Consider the following 20,371-nt stretch of genomic DNA (forward strand, 5'->3'; position numbering starts at 1 on the left):
AATGATTTATAAATCGTGGAAAAGGGGATTTACTTCCTCTAAATTTCCTTTAAAGTTCATATGACCCATTTTTCTTCCAATTTTCGCTTCTTTTTTACCATATAAATGCAACTGGTATCGATCATCTTTTAAAAGTGTACGGGCAATCCCTAGGCTTTCCTCATATTGGTTCCCTAAAATATTTTTCATTAAAGTGGGTTTTGGCCTAACATCCGTTGGCGGAAGATTACCAGTGATGGCCGAAACATGCAAATGAAATTGGGAAAAACTTTGGCAATCTTGAGTAAAATGTCCCGTGTTATGCGGTCTAGGTGCAAATTCATTTAAGTACAAATGATTGTCTTTGAGAAAAAATTCCACACCAATGGTACCAATATAACCAATGGATTCGGAAAGTCTCGAAGCCATTTCGATTGCTTCTAAATTAAGCCCTGCAGGAATTCTTGCGGGATAAATGGAGAGATCCAAAATATGATTTTTGTGTTCGTTTTCAATAGCACCATAACAGACAATTTCTCCATTTTGGAACCGAGTGAGGATGATGCTGATTTCTTTTTGAAATGAAATTACCTCTTCAATTAAGTATTCTTCGTTTTGATTTCGAAATGCCGTTTCTAAAAACTTTCGGAATTGGCTTTCCTCCTGGATTTTCACCTGTCCTTTTCCATCGTACCCAAATCTTAAAGTTTTAATGATCCATGGAAAACCAATCGGAATTTTTTGATCTGCACTATCCTTTGTTAGATGAAAAAACTCAGCAGTTCGAAATCCTAATTTTCTAAAATGGGTTTTTTCCAAAAATCTGTCTTGGGCAATGATCAGAGCCCTCGGTGGCGGATAAATAGGGGTTTGTTTTGCTTCTGATTCCAAAAACTCTAATGTTGATTTGGGAATGTTTTCAAATTCAAAACTAAGAACATTTACTTTTGCAAGAAATTCTTTTAAATCTGAAAGTGAATCATAAGATGCTACTGTCGATTCAGCTCCCACACGTTTAGAAGGGGATTCTTTATCAGGAGAATAACAAAAAAAATCATAACCAAGGGGGAGTGCTTCTAAACACATCATTTGGCCCAACTGTCCCGATCCTAAAACACCAATTTTCATATATGATTCTCTTTAGATAAGTTGGTCATTTTTTGAAAGAGCTAACTTACGATTTGTTTCTGCATAAGATTCTAACTTTGAATGTAATGTTTTGTCCAAAAGAGAAAGAATCCGAACTGCCAGTAAACCTGCATTTGCGGCACCACTAGTCCCAATGGCAAGAGTTGCTACAGGAACACCTTTCGGCATCTGCACTATGGAGAGAAGACTATCCATTCCATTTAATGCTTTGGATTGAACTGGAACACCTAATACCGGCAAGGTGGTAAGGGAGGCTGTCATTCCAGGTAAATGAGCGGCACCACCAGCGCCCGCGATGATGACACCAAAACCATTTTGTTTTGCCGTTTTTGCAAATTCTACCATTCGCTCTGGAGAACGATGAGCGGATACAATTTCCTTTTCAAAAGGAACTCCAAACTCTGACAAAATATCACAAGCTTCTTTCATAGTTTCCCAATCGGAATGAGACCCCATGATCACGGCTACTTTGGGTAGATTTGTAGGCATACGTGTAATCTAGGAAAAGCCAATTCTGGATCAACCCTTAAATGTTTCCAAGGCCATAACAATTCTTTCCATTTTCATCGATCGAGAACCTTTCACTAGTAAAATTGATTTTTTAGGAACATTTGATTTTACAAACTGAATGAGTTCGTCCACATTGAGAAAACACTGAGCATTCGGTACTTTTTTTACCATAGGCTTTGTTTCTTCACCAAACCCAAGTAAGATTCCCTTTCCGATTCTTTGGATTTCTTTACCGACTTCTTCATGGTAATATTTCGAAAATTTTCCTAATTCTTTCATCGAACCAAGAATCCAGACTACATTTTTGGTACCAGAGAACTGGTTGGCTGCCCCGATGCTTGACAACATTGATTCGGGGTTTGCATTGTAACAATCATCAATGATCGTATAATATCCTCGATTGATATTCAAACGTTTGTCTGGACTTTTGTAATTCTGAATTGTTTTTAAGATTTGATTAGGATCTATTTGGAAATGCGTACCGACTGCAACCATTCCACGTACATTGCTTAAAAGTTTTTCACCTGGAAGTTTCCAATCCACTTTTTTACCTTTCCATTCCAATAGAAATCCATTGGGTTTTACCTGGATTGTTTTTAAGTTCGGTTTCTTTTTATGGCTCCAAACAATTAGTTTGGTTTTTCTTTGTTTCGCTCTTTGTTTTGCTCTTTGTAAGAATTCTAAATCGTCCGGTACAAATAAAACGGATTGGGGGCGCATACCCTGGATGATATCTATTTTTTCCTCTGCGATTGTTTCCCTCGATTTTAGATTTTCAATGTGAGCCGAACCAATATTGGTTATGAGCGCATGTGTGGGTTCTGCAATGTGAGATAGTCTGGCAATTTCTCCCCTATGGTTCATTCCAAGCTCACAAATGACAACACGAGTTTTTTCAGTGATCCGAAATAATGTAAAAGGTAATCCAATTTCATTATTATAATTTTTTTCCGTTACAACCAGTGTTTTAGGATTTAAAAAACCGAATAAACCACCTAACAAATCCTTAGTCGTTGTTTTTCCAGAAGAACCTGTAATTGCAAGAAGGGTAGGTTGGAATCGATTGCGATGATAATTTGCTAGTTTTCCCAGCGCCACCAAACAATCGGGAACCAAGATGGCCAAATTCCTTTCGGATTCAGAAAGAGTATTCAAAATTGGATGGTTCTTTTCACAGAGGAATGCCGAAGCACCTTTGGCTAAGGCATCAGAGATAAACTCATGTCCATCTCTTGTTCCCCGCAATGGAACAAATAATGTGTGGTCTTTTGACTCAACTGAAGAGGTGGTGATCCATTGGAAGGTAGGATTCTCTTTTTGGTCCCAGTGCCAGTCTTTGGAAAACAAACTTAGAATAGTTGACAGGGAATATTCAAATGGTGCGATCATAGCTTCTACGCCAGTTTCTTTCAGAAAGAAAGATTTGGAAGAAAAAGATAAATGAAACGATCCAAAATCAAAACCATCCTGATCGGTCTAGGAAGGATTTGTTCCGGTTTGGAAAGGGATCCTTTTCGCAAAAAACCTTGTACCCATATGGGTGTCCTGCAATCAGATTGGGGAAAAAAACGGTTTTCGGTTCTTCTCGGATATGATTCGGACCAAAAAAAATGCGAATCATTCCAATCACAATGGAACCAGGAATCAAAACTTGTTTCAAATGACCCAAGGAAAACGTCCTTCGGATCTTCCATCGATTTGGCGGTGATTTCTACCCCCAGCTCCTACCATGAAGATTGGGCCATCCAATGTATCCAATCAGGAATTCCCAACTTACTCATTGAAAAACCAGTGGCCCTTACTGAAAACGGCGCAAAAAGAATTCAAAAGTTGGCAAAAAAACACAATACCCGGATCTGGATCAACCATGAAAGACGGTATCATCCTAGCTACCGATTTGTTAAAGACCGACTCACCAAGGGTGTGTTTGGCGAACTCAAATCAATCCGAGCTTCTGTTTTCACTTCGGCAAAAAATCCGGGACTTGCTTTTTCTAAGTTAGGAGGTGGTCCCTTATTGCATGACGGAACACATGCTGTCGATTTGATTCACTGGCTGATCGGAAAACCAACGTTACTCCATTCTAAACTAGAAAGGCCAATAAAAAATTCTGTGGAAACACGCGCTGTTGCCTGGTTTCAGAACCAAGCTGGGGTGGAGGTATTTTTAGATGTTTCGGGTGGGCGAGACTACTTTCAGTTTGAACTAGACATTCATACAACTACAAATCGAATCATTTGTTCTAATGACGGATTTTCCTTCTATCAATCGGAACCTTCCCAGTTATACCAAGGGTTTCGGAGTTTAGTTCCATTTGTCCCCAAACAATTCCCAAAACCAGAAACAGCCAACGCATTCATTGGAATTTACGAAGAAATTGTTCAGGTGATCCAAGGAAAAAAACAAAGAATGGAAGGTAATCTTGCAGATAATATCGAGATTCTAAACTTGATAGAATCAATTTACAGGCGAAAATAATGAACTCAAAAAAAAAACGATCCGCTTCTATTTATATATATGTTATCAAAACCTGGATTGAATATCTCATTTTAACAAAATTTAAGAAGAAATTCAATTCAGAACCCAAGTATGAAACCCTCCGAATTCAATTTTTGAAACAAAAAGGAAAAGAAACGAAGAATCTCTTTTTTGTTATGGGAGGTGTTTACATCAAAATTGGCCAATTTATAAGCAATTTATTCCATATACTACCTGAAGAATTTTTATGGGAGCTCCAAGATTTACAGGACAAAATTCCACCGAGAGAATTTAAAGAAATCGATGAACGTTGGTTACATGACTATGGAAAATCGATGGAAATAATCTTTACGAATTTAGACAAATCTTCATATGCAAGCGCATCAACTGCCCAGGTCCATATCGGTTACTATAACGGAAAAAAAGTCGCAATCAAAACTCTTTATCCAAAAATAGAAGAAGATGCCGTTCGTGATTTAAAAACTATTTCTCGGGTAATTTGGCTTATTGATCGGTTTGTATTTAAAGTTTCAGCCAAAGAAGTGAACGAACAATTAAACAAAATGATACGTTCGGAGCTTGATCTTCGCGGTGAGTTAAAAAACTTAAAATATACTAAACAATTATTTGCTTTGGAGAAAGATTTTTATTTCCCAAATCCCATCGACGAATTATGTAACAAACATACATTAGTTACAGAGTTTGTGGAGGGTAAAAAAATCTATGATATTGACCCTTTTGAATCTCATACAAAAAAGAATCCCAATTTAGAAAAGTTGATTCGTGCTTATATACTAATGATCTTTGAGTATCGTTTCTTCCATGCGGATCCACATCCTGGAAATTTGATTTTTATGGATACAGGGGAACTTTGTTTTATTGATTTTGGAGCCGTTCAGTCCATCTCGGAAGAAGAAACAAGAATTTTGGAAAGAATATTAATCGGTGCAATGCGAAAAGATTATCATTTGATCACAGAATCCTTGTTTGAGTTAGGTGCTGTAACTGAGTCCTTATCAAAAGAAGAACTCATCCAAATTGTCAAATACTCACTTGAAAAACTAAATCGTATTCTGGAATCGACGGATCATTTTCGTAATATCAGCTTCGAGACACTAAAGCCAGCCGAGGATCTCCGTTTTCTAAAAGAAATCCAAGTCAGCTTGAAACGTTTGCTTTCCAGTCTAAAACTCCCACCGAATTTCCTAAGCCTCCACCGGGTCCTTGCCCTTTTACTCGGAAATTCTTCTTATTTGGATCCAACCCGTTCTATGATTGACTATGCGGAAAAGCCATTTTCTCAAATAGTTCTGAAAGGAAGTTCCTTAAAAAAACTTTGGAAGGACGAGGGAGAGGAGTTCATTACGAGCCTTTTTTCTTTACCGAAGGAATTAAACGAGTTTTTATATAAATGGAACAGAGGTGAATTCCAAACCCCTGATTCTTCAAGAAAAGAGGAGCTAAGACTGAAGGAAATATTCACCTTCGGAGCATTAGGATCGATATTTTTCTTTTTCGGAATGTATTATTCTGAAAAATTCTGGAAAGAACCAAGCATATTATTTTATATACTATCAGGACTTAGTTTTTGGTCTTTAGCCAAAGCGAGTCTAAGTTATTGGAAACAAAAATAAAAACGGACTCTCTCTAATTTATGAATCTACCTAAAACTCCTTTTTTTTCTGTCTTTAAACCTGGATACTTGGCTTTTGTTCTATTTGGTCTTTTTTTAGATCTTATCACAAAATACATCATCATTACAAAAATGTTAGCTCATGAGAGTATCCCCGTGTTAGGTGAATTTTTTAAACTGTCTTTAACATTTAATACAGGTTTTGTGTTTGGCCTTTTCCAAGATAATGCTCTTCCTTCCTTATTTGCTACAGGATTTGCCATTGTTTTTTTGATTTTCTATCGTTGGCAAAATGCCGATTTGGGAAACGCCTGGGGTTGGAACTTTGTTATGGCAGGGGCATTTGGAAACTTTTTAGATAAATTTTTTGTAAAAATTCCGGGTGAAGGGTTTCGATTTGGATTCACACCTGAAAAACCAGGAATTGAATACATTGGAGTCGTTGACTTTTTAGACTTTGAGTGGCCAAACTTTTTACTTTTTGACCGTTGGCCTGCGTTCAATGTTGCAGACTCCTGTGTTTCAATTGGGATTGTGATTCTACTTCTCACGATGGATTGGAAAGAGTTAGACAAAAAATAAATTTTCTAACAGAGATATGAAAAAAGATTTGGGACAAACTGTTTTTTATTTTGTCCCAAATGGAAAAGTTTATAACAAATAACTTCTCATTACATTTACGGACAAAGTTTTTAATACATCTTTGTCTTCTTCCACTTTTCCCACTTTCCAATTGATTCCTGAAGGCGAGGCGTACAAACTTCTTGCTGGCTTTCCTTCTGATGGACCGCAAACTCGGATGAAATGAACAGATTTTTCTTTTGCAAGTGCTTCAAAATAAGTTAGATCTTCTTCATAAGAGCGGTTTTGTTCTGCCGAAGACAGGTAAAAAATAATTTCGATGTCTTCTTTTTTAAATTCATCCCAAATGGCTTTGTTTTCCAGATCTTCCCCTACAAGAAGACCAAACCTGAGACCACCCATAATGAAAATGGATTCTGTTTTTCCTGCGTTCACTCCAGGTTCTTTCGAGGAAGAAGGAGATTTTTTTTCATAAAAATCGACAAGGACTAAAGATTGGAGAATGGGAAGAGCCGAAACCAAAATTCCATCTTCATTTTTGCGGTAATGTGTTCCACCTAAAATGACTCCTGAAAAACTTTCTGAAATTTCCAATAAATGGTCTTGGTATTCTTTCTCGTGTTTTGACGCATTCTCAGGAGATTCACTTTGAAATAAGTGAGGAAATCCTTCCGGTAAAATTAAAAAATGTGCCTTAGTTTGTTGGATTTTGGCAATTTCCTCTGGGCTAATCCGTTTGTGTAAGTTCTTCTGATAAATTGCGATTTTTATGACTGCCATTAAAAAGGATTCCCCGATGGTAATATGTCATCATCTAAAGGATCATCAGAACTGTCATTTTCTTCATCTGTTGAAACTGCATTTGTTCCCGTACTTTCTGTATCATTCGAAGTTTGGTTCATAGAATCAGTTTCATTTGTATCTTTGTCCAAATCGGCCAGTTCTGTTCCACTGGATTCTACGTTTCCGTTTCCAATGTCTACACCGAAAGAAGATTTCATCTGTTCAGGTGTGAGTTCCACAAGTCCACCAAACAAATCTCCGGTTTCCAATCGATCATACAAGGCCATTAAATAACAATAGGATTCCATGATACATTGTTTCACTGGTTTTTTATTTAGTCTTTTACGAGACTCCATTGAATCCAAAGTTAAAACATCATTCATGTTAGCGACGATTTCCTTTTTGCCTTTCATATCTTTGATGAGCACAAGGAGGGAATCTCTAGATTTTAAACTAAATTCTTTAATCGCCAAACGAACAGTCCTTGATTGTCCGGTACGTTTTTGTTCAATTCCCGTTAATTTCTTTGAGGCTTCAATGTAATTTGCCCCCGGATTTGCTTTGTGTTTCTCTAATTCTCTAAGAATGTCGTTATAAATCCGGAATTGATCAATGATGGTTCTTGTTCCTTCGTAGATATCCAACATTTTCTGACGATAGTCAACCTTCACTCCATTGACAGAGCCAGGTTTGATATCAATTTTTTTTGTGGTCATCACAAATGAATATTCATCATCAAATTCATAAAAGTAAAACAAAGCAAGTAGAGCTTTGTCTGAATCTGGAATATTTGCGTATTCATTTTTCGGATCAAACTTTTTACGAAGTTTGGGGATGGAATACATCTGCATCAATCGCAGGCCATATGCCTGTTCTTTGGAGAGAGGGATTTCTTCTTCTTTTTTATCCTCATCCTTACTCTCTTCTTCCTTTTTTGCATCTTTGGATTCTAATTCTTTTCCACCAGGAACGTTTTCACCTGACTTTCTTTGTCCAGGGCGATCTTCAGGATTAATACCAAGAAGATTTTCCATATAACGAGAAATGAGTGGAATATTTTTATTTTCAGCACGAAGAACTACTAGATACAGTCTGTCGAAAAAACCTTCAAATAAGTTGTCTATTTCTTGTGTTACTTTGCGTTTTTTATTTGCGTAAATGAGAGCAGGTTTCCCTTCTAATTTTTGTAATTCATCATACGCCTGTACAAAAGATTTTTTCAAAGTCTCTTGGTAGGGGTAGAGGATATACATCCTTTTAAAAAGGGCATATATAGGATTTTTTACGCGCTCAATGGCGACAGGAGATTCTGGAGCAACCATAATTGGGTCAGTAATGTCTGTTAATTCAGGTCCATTGTAAAGTTTTTGACCCATCGCAAGTAATTCCACAAGTAGAGGATTGATTTTGTCTAGAGCCTTACTCAATTGTGGAGAATATTGTTGGTTTGCTAAAAGTTCATTTCCACTATATTGCAACTCAATTAATGCTTGTTTTGCGCGCATACTGAAGTCGTGCATAAACTTGGGAGTGAGATCACTTGAACCAAAGGAAGTAACCCGAGCAAGCCAACATTTCAGTTTGATTCCAAACCGAGCAGAGAAACTACTAATCTCTTTTTCATATTGCGCTTTAGAATCTGCTTGGGACTTTGTATTCCCTGAATCGGATTTGTTTTGGTTATTCCCACGACTTCCCGAACGGCTGTCATCTCCACCTCGAGAAACTGTGCTTTGGCGCACCTTAGGTTCCGGGCGACTTTTTTTCGTGTCGTCTTCCTTTGGCGGTTGTTTTTCTTTTATGATCTCCCCGCCGGCGCTGACAAACTTATTGAACATATCCTTTCTTGCAGAATCATCCAGTTTCCCTACGCCAATTGCCCGTTTCGTATTATCAAAATCGCCCATAATTTACTATCGTTCCAATTCCTCAATATGGGAATTCAATTTCTTACAAAAAGCAATTTTTAGTGGATTCCCCTGTTTTTCGGAAAAGATTGGAGTCCAAAAGGTACACCATGGCTGAATATATCCTGTCCGAAGATCTAAAAGAAGCGGTCCAAGTTGCGGAAATTACAAAGCGACCACTCCTACTCAAAGGAGAACCCGGGACTGGAAAGACACTCCTTGCCAGCTTCCTTGCCGAGACCAAAAAACTTCCTTTCTATCGTTGGCATGTCAAATCCACAAGTCTTGCGAAGGAAGGACTTTATTTCTATGATGCTGTCTCGAGACTCAATGATTCACGATTTCCAGAAGAAGAGGCCATGCTCCGAGTTCGGGAAGTCAAAAACTACATTCGTCTTGGCGCTTTGGGGGAAGCTTTTTCTCAATCCCACAAAGCGGTAGTTCTCATTGATGAAATTGATAAAGCAGACATTGAGTTTCCGAACGATTTACTTTTGGAATTAGACAAAATGGAATTTTTTATCCCGGAGACCAAGGAACATATCATCGCAAAAGAAAGGCCAATTGTCATCATCACTTCAAATAATGAAAAGGAACTACCGGATGCTTTTTTACGAAGGTGTATTTTTCATTATATTGAATTTCCAAAAAGGGAAGCAATGAAAGAAATTATCAGAGCACATTATCCTTCGATTGAAACCGAATTTATGGAAAAAGCTTTGGCAATGTTTTATTCGATCAGAAAAATTGAAAGCCTTCGAAAAAAACCTTCTACAAGTGAACTCCTTGATTGGATTCAAGTCCTCCTTGTTTCAGGAGAAACTTTGGAATCGAGCAAAATTCCCTTTGCAGGAACTTTATTCAAATCGGAAGAGGATTACCGAGTTTACTTAAACTGATATGTTTTTGGATTTTTTTTACAATCTGCGCCGGGAATCTGTTCCTTGTTCTACGGGAGAGCTCATTGCTTTTCTGGAAACTTTAAGAAAACTAACAGATCCTTCCGGTTATATGAGTTTGGACCAACTGTACCGAGTTGGTCGTCTTAATTTTGTCAAAGACTTAAAATACTTTGACAGTTATGATTTAGCATTTTCCCAAACCTTTGGCTCTTGGAAAGAACAAAGAATTCAGTTTCGAGAGACTTTGTTTGAATGGTTAGAAGAAAATATTCCCAAACATCTGACTGATGAAGAAAAACAAAATGCGCCTCATATGAGCATGGAAGAAGTCATTGAAGAGCTAAAAAAAAGGTTAGCAGAACAAAAAGAAAGACACGATGGCGGAAATAAATGGGTAGGAACTTCGGGAACTTCTCCCTTTGGCAATTCCGGATTTAATCCCAATGGAATTTCCATAGGGGGAAATACGGAAGGAGAAGGAAATCGATCCGGTGTTAGTTTGTGGAATGAAAGAAAATACAAAGCTTACCGTGAAGATGAAATTTTAGATACACGTTCCATCCAACTGGCTTTAAAAGAACTCCGCTTTTTAAAAAAAGAAGGAAGGAGAGAATTGCATGTTGAGAAAACGATTGATAGAACCTGTGAGAATGGGGGAGAGATTGAACTTGTCGAAGAAAGAGAACGTAAAAACTCGCTTCGGCTCGTACTCATAATGGACATTGGGGGCAGCATGACCCCGCATTCAGATCGAGTGAGCAAACTTTTTAGTGCCAGTCGAGGGCTTTATCATTTTAAAGAAGTTCATAATTATTTTTTCCATAATATCTTTCACGAATTTTTATATGAAAACCATGAATTCCAATCAAGAATCTCTCTCAAACATTTTGAGGAGAAGTTTAGAAAAAACACAAAACTGATATTTGTAGGTGATGCTTATATGGCTCCTTACGAGTTGATGGGGACACCTTACAACCCTTATGCGTATCATTCAGCAAATACAGAAGAAAAACAAAGAAAAGCAAAAAGTGGGCTAGAATCTTTAAGAGAACTTATTGGTTATTTCCCAGAATCGGTTTGGCTTAATCCCGAACCCAAACGTTTTTGGGGCGCTCCTACCATTGAAGCCATTGAAGATGTAGTGCCAATGTTTCCTCTAACCATTGAGGGTTTACGGAAGGCTGTAAAAAGATTGGTTTAATCCCTTTTTGATTACAATTCTCATTGATTTTCAGCGTTTTTCTGCCGTTAATTTTACCAAATGATCAACCAATTTTCCAATCCGAGTTTGGTCATTTGCCTTATCAATTTGGTGACTCTAGGTTTTTATTATTCTTTTTACCGATTTCATTTTTACAGGTTTACAGAGTCCTTTTTACAATACACTGCCTTTGCTTTTTCAATTTTTAGTGCAGGGATTGCGCTTGGCTTACAAGCCTTTTTATTAAATTGGCTTCCCAACGGGGGACCATATTGGAATTCCTTTATCTTATCTTCTTTTGTAGAAGAACTTTCCAAACTACTTGGAATTTATTTATTTTTTAGGAAAAACCAGGATGAGTTTACTGTCACTGATGGAATTTTCTACGGATTAGTGTTAGGTGGTGGCTTTGGCCTCGTGGAAAATATTTTATATTTTATAAATACGGGTCTTTGGTCGCAAGTGCTCCGATCGATTACAGCTCTTCCCGTACACATGATGAATGGGGGACTTGTAGGTGCTTACCTTATGATGTTTCTATTTCATAAAAATCCAATTTTTAAATGAGGAAAATTAGGTTTTGGCTTTTCCCTCTGTGTGGGAATTCATGGATTGTATAATCTTTCTATTTTTCAAGAAATTGATTTACTTTTGATTCTCCCTTTTTGTATTCTTTCCTTGTTTTTTATTTTAGAATTAACGATTGCTAAATCAAGAATCCTTCTACCCGGTCATATTCTTAAATTAATGAATATGAATATGGAAGAGTATGAAATTCTTAGTCGTCACAATCGCCATGAAGGTTGGATTCAAAATGTACAAAAACACATTTCCACTTCAGGGATCAAACTTTTGAGATACCCAAATTTACGTCATTCGATTCTCACTGCGTTTTTTCTTTTACCTGGAATTTTATCGATTTATCTATTATTTGAATCACCTGAATGGATTTCTTTTAAATTTCCAGACCTACCAATACAAGATTACTTTGCTTTGTTTGTGATGTATCCTTTTATATTATCACTTATGTTTTTCTTTGCCGGAATCATTAACCCATACTTTTTTCGAGACCGAATGCTTGAGGTGCCTTTATTTAGTTCTGTTGATTTACACGTAGCAGATTTAGAAGAGAATTCTGCTATTTTCCACATCCAAACAAATATGTTTTACCTTCCAACATCGCAGATGTTTCCGGAAAATACCAAAGTCAAATTTGACCTTTGGATTGGGTTAGATTGTTTTGTTGGTTTATCTGGAACTATTCTATGGTGCAGAGAGAATGAAGAGGGGAATTGTGGGGCGATGTGCCAACTAGATAAAATTCCCTTTCCTTTTCTCTTTAAATGGCATTTCCTTCGTTTAAAGCAGAATTTTAAAAATTTATTTTTGAGAAAAACTTTATCTTAAACAAAATTAAAACTTGGATTCAAAACTCAATCCATAAAACAAACTATCATTGGGTTTGAATTGATATCCAATACCTAAATAAGATGTATTGGCATTGGGCTTCATATCCAATATAGGTTTTAAATACACACCAGTGGTATTTTCTTTTTTTGATTCCATTCTACCTAAATAAAAACTATCAATCAAACTATAAGAAATAATGGAAGTAAAGACAACAGAATAAATCAAAAAACGTTGTCTATGAAAATCATAGTGATCTGTACTCAAGGCATTAGCAAATATTAAGACTCTACCGTCACTTGTAGGAATATATTCGATGTCTTTGTTGATCGCATTGACAGATGCATTGTATTCATATATCATTCCTAATCCGGAAAGAAATGCTCCTCCAAAAATAAAAGCAGCTTTCCCATATCTCCTTTCTGTGATGGGTGAATAACCAGGAATGACTTTGGGAGTTTCTTCTTTGATGACTTTTACAATCACCGACTTATTTTGAATTTCAAAAGATTGGAAATCCAAAATATCAACCGACTCCAGAGTCTTAGTATCTGTTTCAATGACGATTCGACCTCGTTCTAAGGTTTTGAAGTTCCCGGTGATTTCTTTCTCTGCAAATACCCATTTCCCTTTGGCACCAGGTTCGATGTATCGTTCCATGGGAAGCCCCGATTCAGCCTTAACTTTCAATGAGGAGATTTTTTTAATGGGGATGATCTCTAATTCCAAAGGGCTACTTTTTTTGGAAAAACTGGCATTTGTTTTTGTCAATCTGGTGAGGATCAAATCGCAATCTTCTACACCAAATGTTTTGTAATCGGCACAAGCCGGAAGTCCGTCATAGCCCACATCAATTCCAAGAACGTCCGTATTCTGAAATTTATACCGTTTGCCTTGGTCTTGCCATTCCACATGCGTGGCTGTCACGTTGACAACCTTTCCGTTCAGTATTTCTCCTGATTTCAAACGAATCTTATCCGCCAAAAGGGAAGGGAGACTCAAAAACAGCAGTATGGTTAGAAATGCTGTCCGAAAGTTTCGCAAGGAGGATATGTAGGTGCCTAAAACCAATGGGAAAATCTCAATTTTGTGATAGATTTCTATCACTTAATTATCGACAATACAAGTAATTGCCGTGAACAAAAGCAAAATCAAAACGACGAATTCCTTACGATTTAAGATTGGACTCTTTTATTCCCTTCTTGCCTTACTCAATATCATCTTTTTTACGGTGATGATTTTTGAAAATCAATCGGATTTACTTCTAAAGAACTTTCAATTCCAGTCGGAAAACCTAGCCAACACAATTCTTGCAGACATCCAATCCATTGGACTTTCTGGTGCAAAAGACGAAAGTTTTGAAGTTTTTCGTAAAACCTTAAAATTGTACGAAATTACAAAATTTTCTATCTTTGATCCAGATGGAAAAATCATTCTCTCCGAACCAGATTCGGGACCGGGAAACAAAGAGATTGGCGACGATGTTTTAAAAAAGACCAAAGAAGTTTCCTCCGATAAAGAAGGTAATCTATTCAAAGCTCGATATAGTTTAGATCTAAATGAATCGGATTTTACAGTGAACTTTCTTTTACCAATTAGACTTTCCGATTCGAAAGAGGTCTTTCTTTTTACCCATTTCAATATTTCAACCATCCAGGATCGATTAAAACAACTCTACATCCAAGTGGGTTATGCGGTTCTTTGGGGAATCGTATTTCATATTATTTTTGCTATTCTTGTCTACCGAGCCATTTTCAAACGAGTTGGCTCTTTAGAAGTTGCCTTCAAAGAAATGGCAACTGGCAACCTAAAATCTCGAGTCACTTGGGATTTTAGAAGTAATGACGAATTAGATAGTTTAGGTAAGTCATTTAACTTAATGGCTGAAGAGATCCAAAATAAAGTAACGACTATTACACGGTTAAATGAAGAGATCAATCAAGAACTACAAATCGGAAAAGAGGTACAAGAGTTATTTTTACCTTCCGTAAAAAAATTCAAAAAATTCAATATTGGTAAATTATATAGGCCAATGCGAGAAGTATCTGGAGATTTATACCAATACTTTCAATTTCCTGAAAACAATTACTATGGATTCTTTTTGGCAGATGCTTCTGGACACGGGGTTTCCGCAGCACTTGTAACAGTTGTAATGGCGATGTCCTTACAAGCCATAATGAAAGAAAATCATTCAGCGATCCAAGCAATCAACCAATTAGGAGAAGTTATTGCCAATCGACTCCAAGCCTCCTTTTTTGCAACAGGAGTCTTTGTTGTTTTCGAAGAACCTGGAGTTGTAAAATTTGTGAATGCAGGTCATAATGCTCCGTTTATCATTCGACCATCAACAAAAGAAATCACTTATGTTGATAGTTCCGGTCCACCTCTCGGTATGGGTGACGATATTCAGTATTCTTTAGAATCTTTTCCCGTTCTTCCTGGAGATAAAATCATTCTCTATACAGATGGTGTTGTAGAAACACCGATCAAGGAAGGTGGACTTTTTGGATTGGAAAGATTTACGGAAGTTGTTTTAGAAAATATCCATTTACCAAACTCAGAAATTGTGGAAAAGGCAATGGCACTTCTCGAAGAAAAACATGAGGAATATAAGGATGATGTGACAATGATTGTCCTTGATGTACCGGAATGAAAAAGTTTTTCTTTTTCTCACTTTTCTTTGTTCTGTTTTTCTTTTTTGCATTGGCTTCCCAGTCCATAGTCAGTGTCAAACTACAAGAATTACGTTTCGGAATTCTTCGGGACCAACTGATGAACTACGAACTCTCTTCTCAAACCTTACGAGAAAGACTAAAACAAATGTTTCTTTCCAAAGATGATTATATGACCGAAGTAAAAGTCAATATCTTGGAATCGGGAATTATGAATTCGGAAACAGAAGGTTTAGATCTAAAGATGAGTTGGCAAGATCAATTTGGTCTTTATGTCATCAATTCCGTGCGATTTTTGAATTTTAAACCAGCTCTGGAATTAGAGGAACAACAAAAAACAATCATTCGATTGCAATTTGCTTTCTATATGGAAAGGACAAGAAAGTATCCCATTGCTTCAAAAAAATACCAAGAACTAGAGGATTCCGTTACTTCTTCTTTATCTGATGAAATGGCATTCACACTCCTACACCATGGATACTGTTTGGTAATGATGGGTGAAAGAGAAAAAGCATTTGTCAAACTCACCAAAGCCATTGACTTATTTCCAGGAACACACTATGCAGAAAATGCAAGCCTTCTCATTAGTTTTTTAGAAGAGGGTGAAAAGAAAAAAGAAGAACTCAAAAACAAAAAAAAATCTCCTGAGGAATTGGCATATTCTCTTTTCCAAAGTGGAGATTACGAAGAAACTCTAAAAACTTTAGAAACTCTGCCTGTGTTAACCAAAGACCAATCTTATGTCAAAGCTCGAGCAATGGAAGAACTTGGAAAAACATCAAATGCAGTAAAAGAATACATACAACTAGTGAAACAAAAAGAAAATAAGGAAGTTGCCATCAGAGCAAATAGACGTTTGTTGTTAATTGGTAACTTTTACCAGGAAAACAAATCCCTTGTCGCTTTTTCCAAAGAAGAAGCGACAAGGCTTGGTGACGCAAAAGCTGCTGAGAATATTGAGGAAGGAAAGAGTTTAGTTTTAAAACCTGTTATCATTGAAAAAGTTCTCAAAGCGGATACGGTATCGAATCTCTCAGAAGAAGAATCAAAAGAACTCAACCAAATCAAAGAGAATATCCGCGAATCTTTGGAAGATTCCAAAGGCGAAACTACCAAACTAGCTGCGGTTGTCTCGGAGGAAAAAATTCCTCTCGTTCCCGAAATTGATGAATCAAAACCCCAAAAGATCGAAGATACATCGAACCTCGTAGAAGTGAAAAAAAACATTCCAAAATCTCCCTTAAAACTCAAAGTAAAGTTAAGGGATGGAAGGGAAGTGATTTGCGAAGAAGTGAAAATTGAAGGGAACCTTGCCACACTCCAACTTGGTTCATTTGGGCTTAACCTCCCTTATGATCTAGTGGTTTCTGTCCAAGTTTCGGTAGATCGAGGAATTCCCGTTAAGTTAGTAACTGAATCCGGAACCCAAGGGGAATCCTATCGCTGGATTCAAAATAGTTCCGGAGATTGGACTAAACCAAAATCAAATGAAGAGCCGGTAGTTAGGGGAGATGTAAAATCTTTTCGGCTCTAAAATGAAAAAAGGAGAAAGTAGGTCTTAAGGAAGTTCTGCCTCTCCACCTAAAATAGTAAAAAACTTATCCAAACTCGAAAGTTTCAAAATCACCATAACATCTTGGCTGACATTGAGTAAAAAGAACTGACCTTCTTCCGACTTAAGCTTCTTTTGGAGATTGGCTAGTAAGGCAATTCCAGAGGAATCCAAAAGTTTGATGTTGACCATGTCAATTGCTACCGACTCGGCTCCGTCATCGATGATTTTATGGAGTTCTTTTTTTAATGCGGGTGCAGAATATATATCGAGGGAACCCTCTAGAGTAACAACTGTATGATTTTTAACTTGTTTTGTTGTGAAATTCATTGAACTTCCTACTGGCACGTATACTATCTGTTTACTTGCCAATTTTGTAAAGAATTTTTGTGGAAACTTGTTTCACTTGCAGCACTAGCCATTTTGATTAGAAAAAACCCTAGGTTTGTAACTTTTTTAAAACTAAGGTAATCGCTTGGTTGAAACCATCGTAACCACCCTTGTCATAATCATTGAGTCCCTTATAATCCAAATCACTCATGTCCAAGAGTAATTTCCTAAGTTCATGCTCTAAAGATTCTTTTTTAATATAATTCGTTTCAAAAGTTTTCGGATGCACTGTCCATATCAGACGAAAAAACCTAGTTTTTTCGAATCTTTTTTAGGTTGAGATTTTAGGAAAAATACGAATTCTTAGTGGGAGAGATAGCCATACCGGCAACTACAATGGGCAGTCCAATCAGCGTTCTAATACTCGAAAACGATTCTAATAGTGTATTTGATCTTGTGCGAGAGATGAAAGCCAACGGCCTCAGTCCTCTTTACCGAGTGGTCGAAACTTTCCATGCTTGGGAGGCTACCGTTCATGAAGAAGACTGGGACGCAATCATCTGCAGTACAAGAGAACCTTTTCATTCCGAAATTCCAGTTTACTTACAATACTTAAACGACAAAAAAATCGATATTCCAGTGATCCTCCTGAGTGATAGCGAAGAATTCTCAAAAAACTTAAGTTATATGAAATCTGGAGTAAATGATCTCATTGATCGGAAAAACTTATTAAGACTAACAGAAGTTTTAGAAAGGGAAAGAAGGGAGCTCGTATACCGAAAAGAAAAAAACACTACAGAAACTTTTTTATACCAATCACTACAAGAAATCCAACTTCAGAAATTTGCCCTTGATCAAGCCAATATCGTTTCTATTACCGATGCCAACGGTATTATCACTTATGTAAACGATGCATTTTCCAAGGTAACAGGTTATGGTAAATCAGAACTGATTGGTCAAAACCATAGGATTATGAAATCCACGGACAAAACAAAAGAAGATTGGGCAAAAATTTGGGAAAGTATTCAAAAGGGAAATGTTTGGAGAGGGGAAATTCGTAACATCAGAAAAGATGGAAGTGATTATTGGGCAGATACAACCATTGTTCCCTTCACAAGGCCAGATGGATCCGTATTTCAGTACATTGCCATCCATCATGATATCTCTGACAGAAAACTTGCCGAACAACAATTAACTCATGATGCATTTTATGATAGCCTAACAGGACTTCCGAACAGAGCACTATTTCTTGCAAGAATAGAACAAAAAATCTTTGCTTATAATACTAAGAGTACTGGATACCCAATTTTATTCTGTATTAATATTGATAATTTCAAACGAATCAATCATTCTCTTGGAAACGAAGCGGGGGACCAAATTCTTGTTATTTTTTCGGAACGACTAAAACAGTTCTCAGATTCGGATGCCATCATCACAAGGCTCGGAGCAGATAACTTTTCTATTTTAATCACTCATCTCCTTTCCATTGATGAAGGAATCAATTATGCGATGAGATTACTTGAACGATTGGGTGATCCTATTCCCCTTGGTGGATATGAAATTTATCTGACAGCATCTTGTGGAATATCCGCATTTGGACTTGGAGGTAAAGATGCAGATGTACTTTTACGAAATGCAGAAATTGCAATGTTTCATGCAAAATCGCAGAAGGTAGGAACTGTATCGGTTTTTAACCAAGCCATGCAGGAAAAAATCCATTTCCAATTGGAAATTCAAAACGATCTGAAAAAAGCGTTAACGCATAACGAAATATTTGTTTTTTATCAACCGATATTGGATATCAAAGAAAACAGAATCGGTCATTGGGAAGCGCTCGTTCGTTGGCGTCACCCGCAAAGGGGAATGGTATCCCCTGGAGAGTTCATTCCTTTGGCAGAGGATTCAGGTTTGATTGTCCCCATAACAAAATTTGTTTTAGAACAAGCAGCCAATGTCATCGAAGAAGTACAACTCAAACAAGGGCTTCCGATTTCTATCGCTGTGAATCTAAGCCCACAAGTATTCTTTGATCAAAATATTTTCCATTGGATTGTGGATTTACACAATCGTCGAGGGATTCCTTATACATCCTTACAGGTTGAAATTACAGAGAGTTTGGCGATGAAAAACCTTTCCGAGACAGTTCCTATCCTTTCCAATCTAATCGATATCGGGGTAAAGGTTGCTTTGGATGATTTCGGAACCCGGTTTTTCCTCACTATCTTACTTAGAGAAACTTCCGCTCTCCATCGTCAAAATTGATAAATCTTTTTTGAATAATGTAGAGGAAGGATCCAAGGAAAGTTTTTTATTAATTTCTATCATTAACATGGCACATGACCTAGGATATTCGGTAGTAGCAGAAGGCGTTGAGGAATTTGAGCAACTAGAACTTCTTAAGTCTTATGAATGTGATAAAATCCAGGGGTATTGGCTGTCTAAACCCATTGGAAACGACGAAGTTGTCCCTTTTATTCATGAATTTTATTCAAAACAGGAAAAGAAATGATTCGAATTTTAAATTTAGTTTTTATAATCCCCATTCTCATTCATTGCAGTACATCTCCAACTGGAAGAAGACAGATTTTGTTAGTCAAAGATGCAGAAATGAATGAAATGGGTGGAACCGCATTTTCAGAAATGAAAACTAAAACTCCTATCGATTCCTCTACCATAGCAAATACTTATGTCAATTGTATTGTTTCGGCAGAGTTAGCAGTGACCACCGATACAACGGGTGTGGATTCTTGGGAAGTAGTTGTATTCAAAGACAATACACCTAATGCGTTTGCATTGCCTGGTGGTAAAATTGGTGTTCACACAGGTATGTTTTCTGTTTCTAAAAACAAAGACCAACTAGCAGCTGTGATTGGACATGAAATTGGTCATGTGATTGCTCGGCACGGAAATGAACGAGTTTCCCAAAACCAACTTGCTGGTGGGTCTGTTAAAATTTTAGAGAGTTTAGGAAAACCGACGGTTGCTGGTGCACTCGGGTTGGGTGCTAAATTTGGAATCCTACTACCATTTTCAAGGGAACACGAATCAGAAGCTGATTTGATTGGATTGGAGCTGATGGCGAAAGCCGGATTTGACCCAAGACAAAGTGTAGAACTTTGGAAAAATATGAGTGCTCTCGGTGGAAACAAACCGAATGAATTGTTATCAACGCACCCGTCTGATGCAACTAGGATGAAACAGCTGAATTCAGCTATGCCGAAAGCTTTGGCTCTTTGGGAAAAGGCAAAGGCAGAAGGGAAACGTCCCAACTGCCAACTATAAATTG

18 protein-coding genes and 1 pseudogene are annotated in these 20,371 nt (G+C 37.2%); 11 read left to right on the top strand and 8 right to left on the bottom strand.

All coding sequences use genetic code 11. The annotated features are described in order from the left end of the window. Positions 1 to 6: 6 nt before the first annotated feature. Genes CLV96_RS02215 through CLV96_RS02225 form a run of 3 tightly spaced genes read right to left on the bottom strand, consistent with a single transcriptional unit; the run spans position 7 to position 3,027 of the window. Entirely contained in the window at positions 7 to 1,107 is a 1,101-nt protein-coding gene (locus CLV96_RS02215) for a 5-(carboxyamino)imidazole ribonucleotide synthase (RefSeq protein ID WP_004788384.1), read from the bottom strand. 12 nt (positions 1,108 to 1,119) lie between these two features. Then, the gene (purE, locus tag CLV96_RS02220) at positions 1,120 to 1,617 is read right to left on the bottom strand and encodes a 5-(carboxyamino)imidazole ribonucleotide mutase (protein ID WP_020777514.1); all 498 of its coding nucleotides are present in this window, start codon (positions 1,615 to 1,617) and stop codon (positions 1,120 to 1,122) included. A gap of 30 nt (positions 1,618 to 1,647) precedes the next feature. Beyond that, positions 1,648 to 3,027, bottom strand: coding sequence for a UDP-N-acetylmuramoyl-tripeptide--D-alanyl-D-alanine ligase (locus CLV96_RS02225; protein WP_004788621.1), 1,380 nt, complete (start codon positions 3,025 to 3,027; stop codon positions 1,648 to 1,650). A gap of 51 nt (positions 3,028 to 3,078) precedes the next feature. On the opposite strand from CLV96_RS02225, the gene CLV96_RS02230 reads away from it, so the two are divergent. From CLV96_RS02230 to CLV96_RS02240, 3 genes are read left to right on the top strand one after another with little or no spacing between them, the layout of a single operon-like run. After that, a complete protein-coding gene (locus tag CLV96_RS02230) occupies positions 3,079 to 4,116 on the top strand; it encodes a Gfo/Idh/MocA family protein (protein ID WP_004788750.1) in 1,038 nt (345 codons plus the stop codon). Further along, positions 4,116 to 5,750, top strand: a complete 1,635-nt coding sequence (locus tag CLV96_RS02235) for an ABC1 kinase family protein (RefSeq protein WP_004789030.1) — start codon at positions 4,116 to 4,118, stop codon at positions 5,748 to 5,750. Before CLV96_RS02230 ends, CLV96_RS02235 begins: the two co-directional genes overlap by 1 nt. A 20-nt stretch (positions 5,751 to 5,770) precedes the next feature. Beyond that, entirely contained in the window at positions 5,771 to 6,331 is a 561-nt protein-coding gene (locus tag CLV96_RS02240) for a lipoprotein signal peptidase (protein ID WP_004788882.1), read from the top strand. A 69-nt stretch (positions 6,332 to 6,400) separates the two neighbouring features. Here the strand turns inward: CLV96_RS02240 and CLV96_RS02245 are convergent, their stop codons facing one another. Together CLV96_RS02245 and CLV96_RS02250 are read right to left on the bottom strand one after the other, a co-directional pair. Then, complete coding sequence (locus CLV96_RS02245) at positions 6,401 to 7,111, bottom strand: carbon-nitrogen hydrolase family protein (RefSeq protein ID WP_004788609.1); 711 nt, start codon at positions 7,109 to 7,111, stop codon at positions 6,401 to 6,403. After that, positions 7,111 to 9,021, bottom strand: a complete 1,911-nt coding sequence (locus CLV96_RS02250; protein ID WP_040917657.1) for a hypothetical protein — start codon at positions 9,019 to 9,021, stop codon at positions 7,111 to 7,113. Before CLV96_RS02250 ends, CLV96_RS02245 begins: the two co-directional genes overlap by 1 nt. A gap of 110 nt (positions 9,022 to 9,131) precedes the next feature. Between CLV96_RS02250 and CLV96_RS02255 the strand changes: the two genes are divergently transcribed. From CLV96_RS02255 to CLV96_RS19920, 4 genes are read left to right on the top strand one after another with little or no spacing between them, the layout of a single operon-like run. After that, a complete protein-coding gene (locus CLV96_RS02255) occupies positions 9,132 to 9,920 on the top strand; it encodes an AAA family ATPase (protein ID WP_004788550.1) in 789 nt (262 codons plus the stop codon). A gap of 1 nt (position 9,921) precedes the next feature. Continuing rightward, positions 9,922 to 11,124, top strand: coding sequence for a VWA domain-containing protein (locus tag CLV96_RS02260; RefSeq protein WP_004788956.1), 1,203 nt, complete (start codon positions 9,922 to 9,924; stop codon positions 11,122 to 11,124). Positions 11,125 to 11,184: 60 nt separating this feature from the next. Next, positions 11,185 to 11,691 carry a PrsW family glutamic-type intramembrane protease gene (locus tag CLV96_RS19915; protein ID WP_243836387.1) on the top strand — a complete coding sequence of 169 codons (507 nt, stop codon included), beginning with the start codon at positions 11,185 to 11,187 and terminating at the stop codon, positions 11,689 to 11,691. 30 nt (positions 11,692 to 11,721) lie between these two features. Beyond that, positions 11,722 to 12,531: a hypothetical protein gene (locus CLV96_RS19920; protein WP_243836388.1), complete on the top strand. Its 810-nt coding sequence runs from the start codon at positions 11,722 to 11,724 to the stop codon at positions 12,529 to 12,531. 6 nt (positions 12,532 to 12,537) lie between these two features. Here CLV96_RS19920 and CLV96_RS02270 read toward each other — a convergent pair whose 3' ends face one another. Continuing rightward, a complete protein-coding gene (locus tag CLV96_RS02270) occupies positions 12,538 to 13,638 on the bottom strand; it encodes an LB_137 family protein (RefSeq protein ID WP_420813647.1) in 1,101 nt (366 codons plus the stop codon). A gap of 28 nt (positions 13,639 to 13,666) precedes the next feature. Between CLV96_RS02270 and CLV96_RS02275 the strand changes: the two genes are divergently transcribed. Next, positions 13,667 to 15,184 (top strand): SpoIIE family protein phosphatase, encoded by a 1,518-nt coding sequence (locus CLV96_RS02275; protein WP_134151839.1) that lies wholly within the window; start codon positions 13,667 to 13,669, stop codon positions 15,182 to 15,184. After that, positions 15,181 to 16,737 carry a tetratricopeptide repeat protein gene (locus CLV96_RS02280; RefSeq protein ID WP_004788461.1) on the top strand — a complete coding sequence of 519 codons (1,557 nt, stop codon included), beginning with the start codon at positions 15,181 to 15,183 and terminating at the stop codon, positions 16,735 to 16,737. Before CLV96_RS02275 ends, CLV96_RS02280 begins: the two co-directional genes overlap by 4 nt. Before the next feature lie 24 nt (positions 16,738 to 16,761). Here the strand turns inward: CLV96_RS02280 and CLV96_RS02285 are convergent, their stop codons facing one another. Both CLV96_RS02285 and CLV96_RS02290 read right to left on the bottom strand, forming a co-directional pair. Further along, positions 16,762 to 17,085, bottom strand: a complete 324-nt coding sequence (locus CLV96_RS02285; protein ID WP_020777405.1) for an STAS domain-containing protein — start codon at positions 17,083 to 17,085, stop codon at positions 16,762 to 16,764. A gap of 109 nt (positions 17,086 to 17,194) precedes the next feature. Then, entirely contained in the window at positions 17,195 to 17,374 is a 180-nt protein-coding gene (locus CLV96_RS02290) for a hypothetical protein (protein ID WP_004788378.1), read from the bottom strand. 107 nt (positions 17,375 to 17,481) lie between these two features. Between CLV96_RS02290 and CLV96_RS02295 the strand changes: the two are divergent. Beyond that, a pseudogene (locus CLV96_RS02295) lies at positions 17,482 to 19,594 on the top strand (EAL domain-containing protein). Continuing rightward, positions 19,591 to 20,367: a M48 family metallopeptidase gene (locus tag CLV96_RS02300; RefSeq protein WP_004788786.1), complete on the top strand. Its 777-nt coding sequence runs from the start codon at positions 19,591 to 19,593 to the stop codon at positions 20,365 to 20,367. The pseudogene CLV96_RS02295 and the gene CLV96_RS02300 overlap by 4 nt, the downstream one beginning before the upstream one ends. Positions 20,368 to 20,371 lie beyond the last annotated feature (4 nt).

The organism is Leptospira meyeri, from assembly GCF_004368965.1.
Taxonomy (GTDB): Bacteria; Spirochaetota; Leptospiria; order Leptospirales; family Leptospiraceae; genus Leptospira_A; species Leptospira_A meyeri.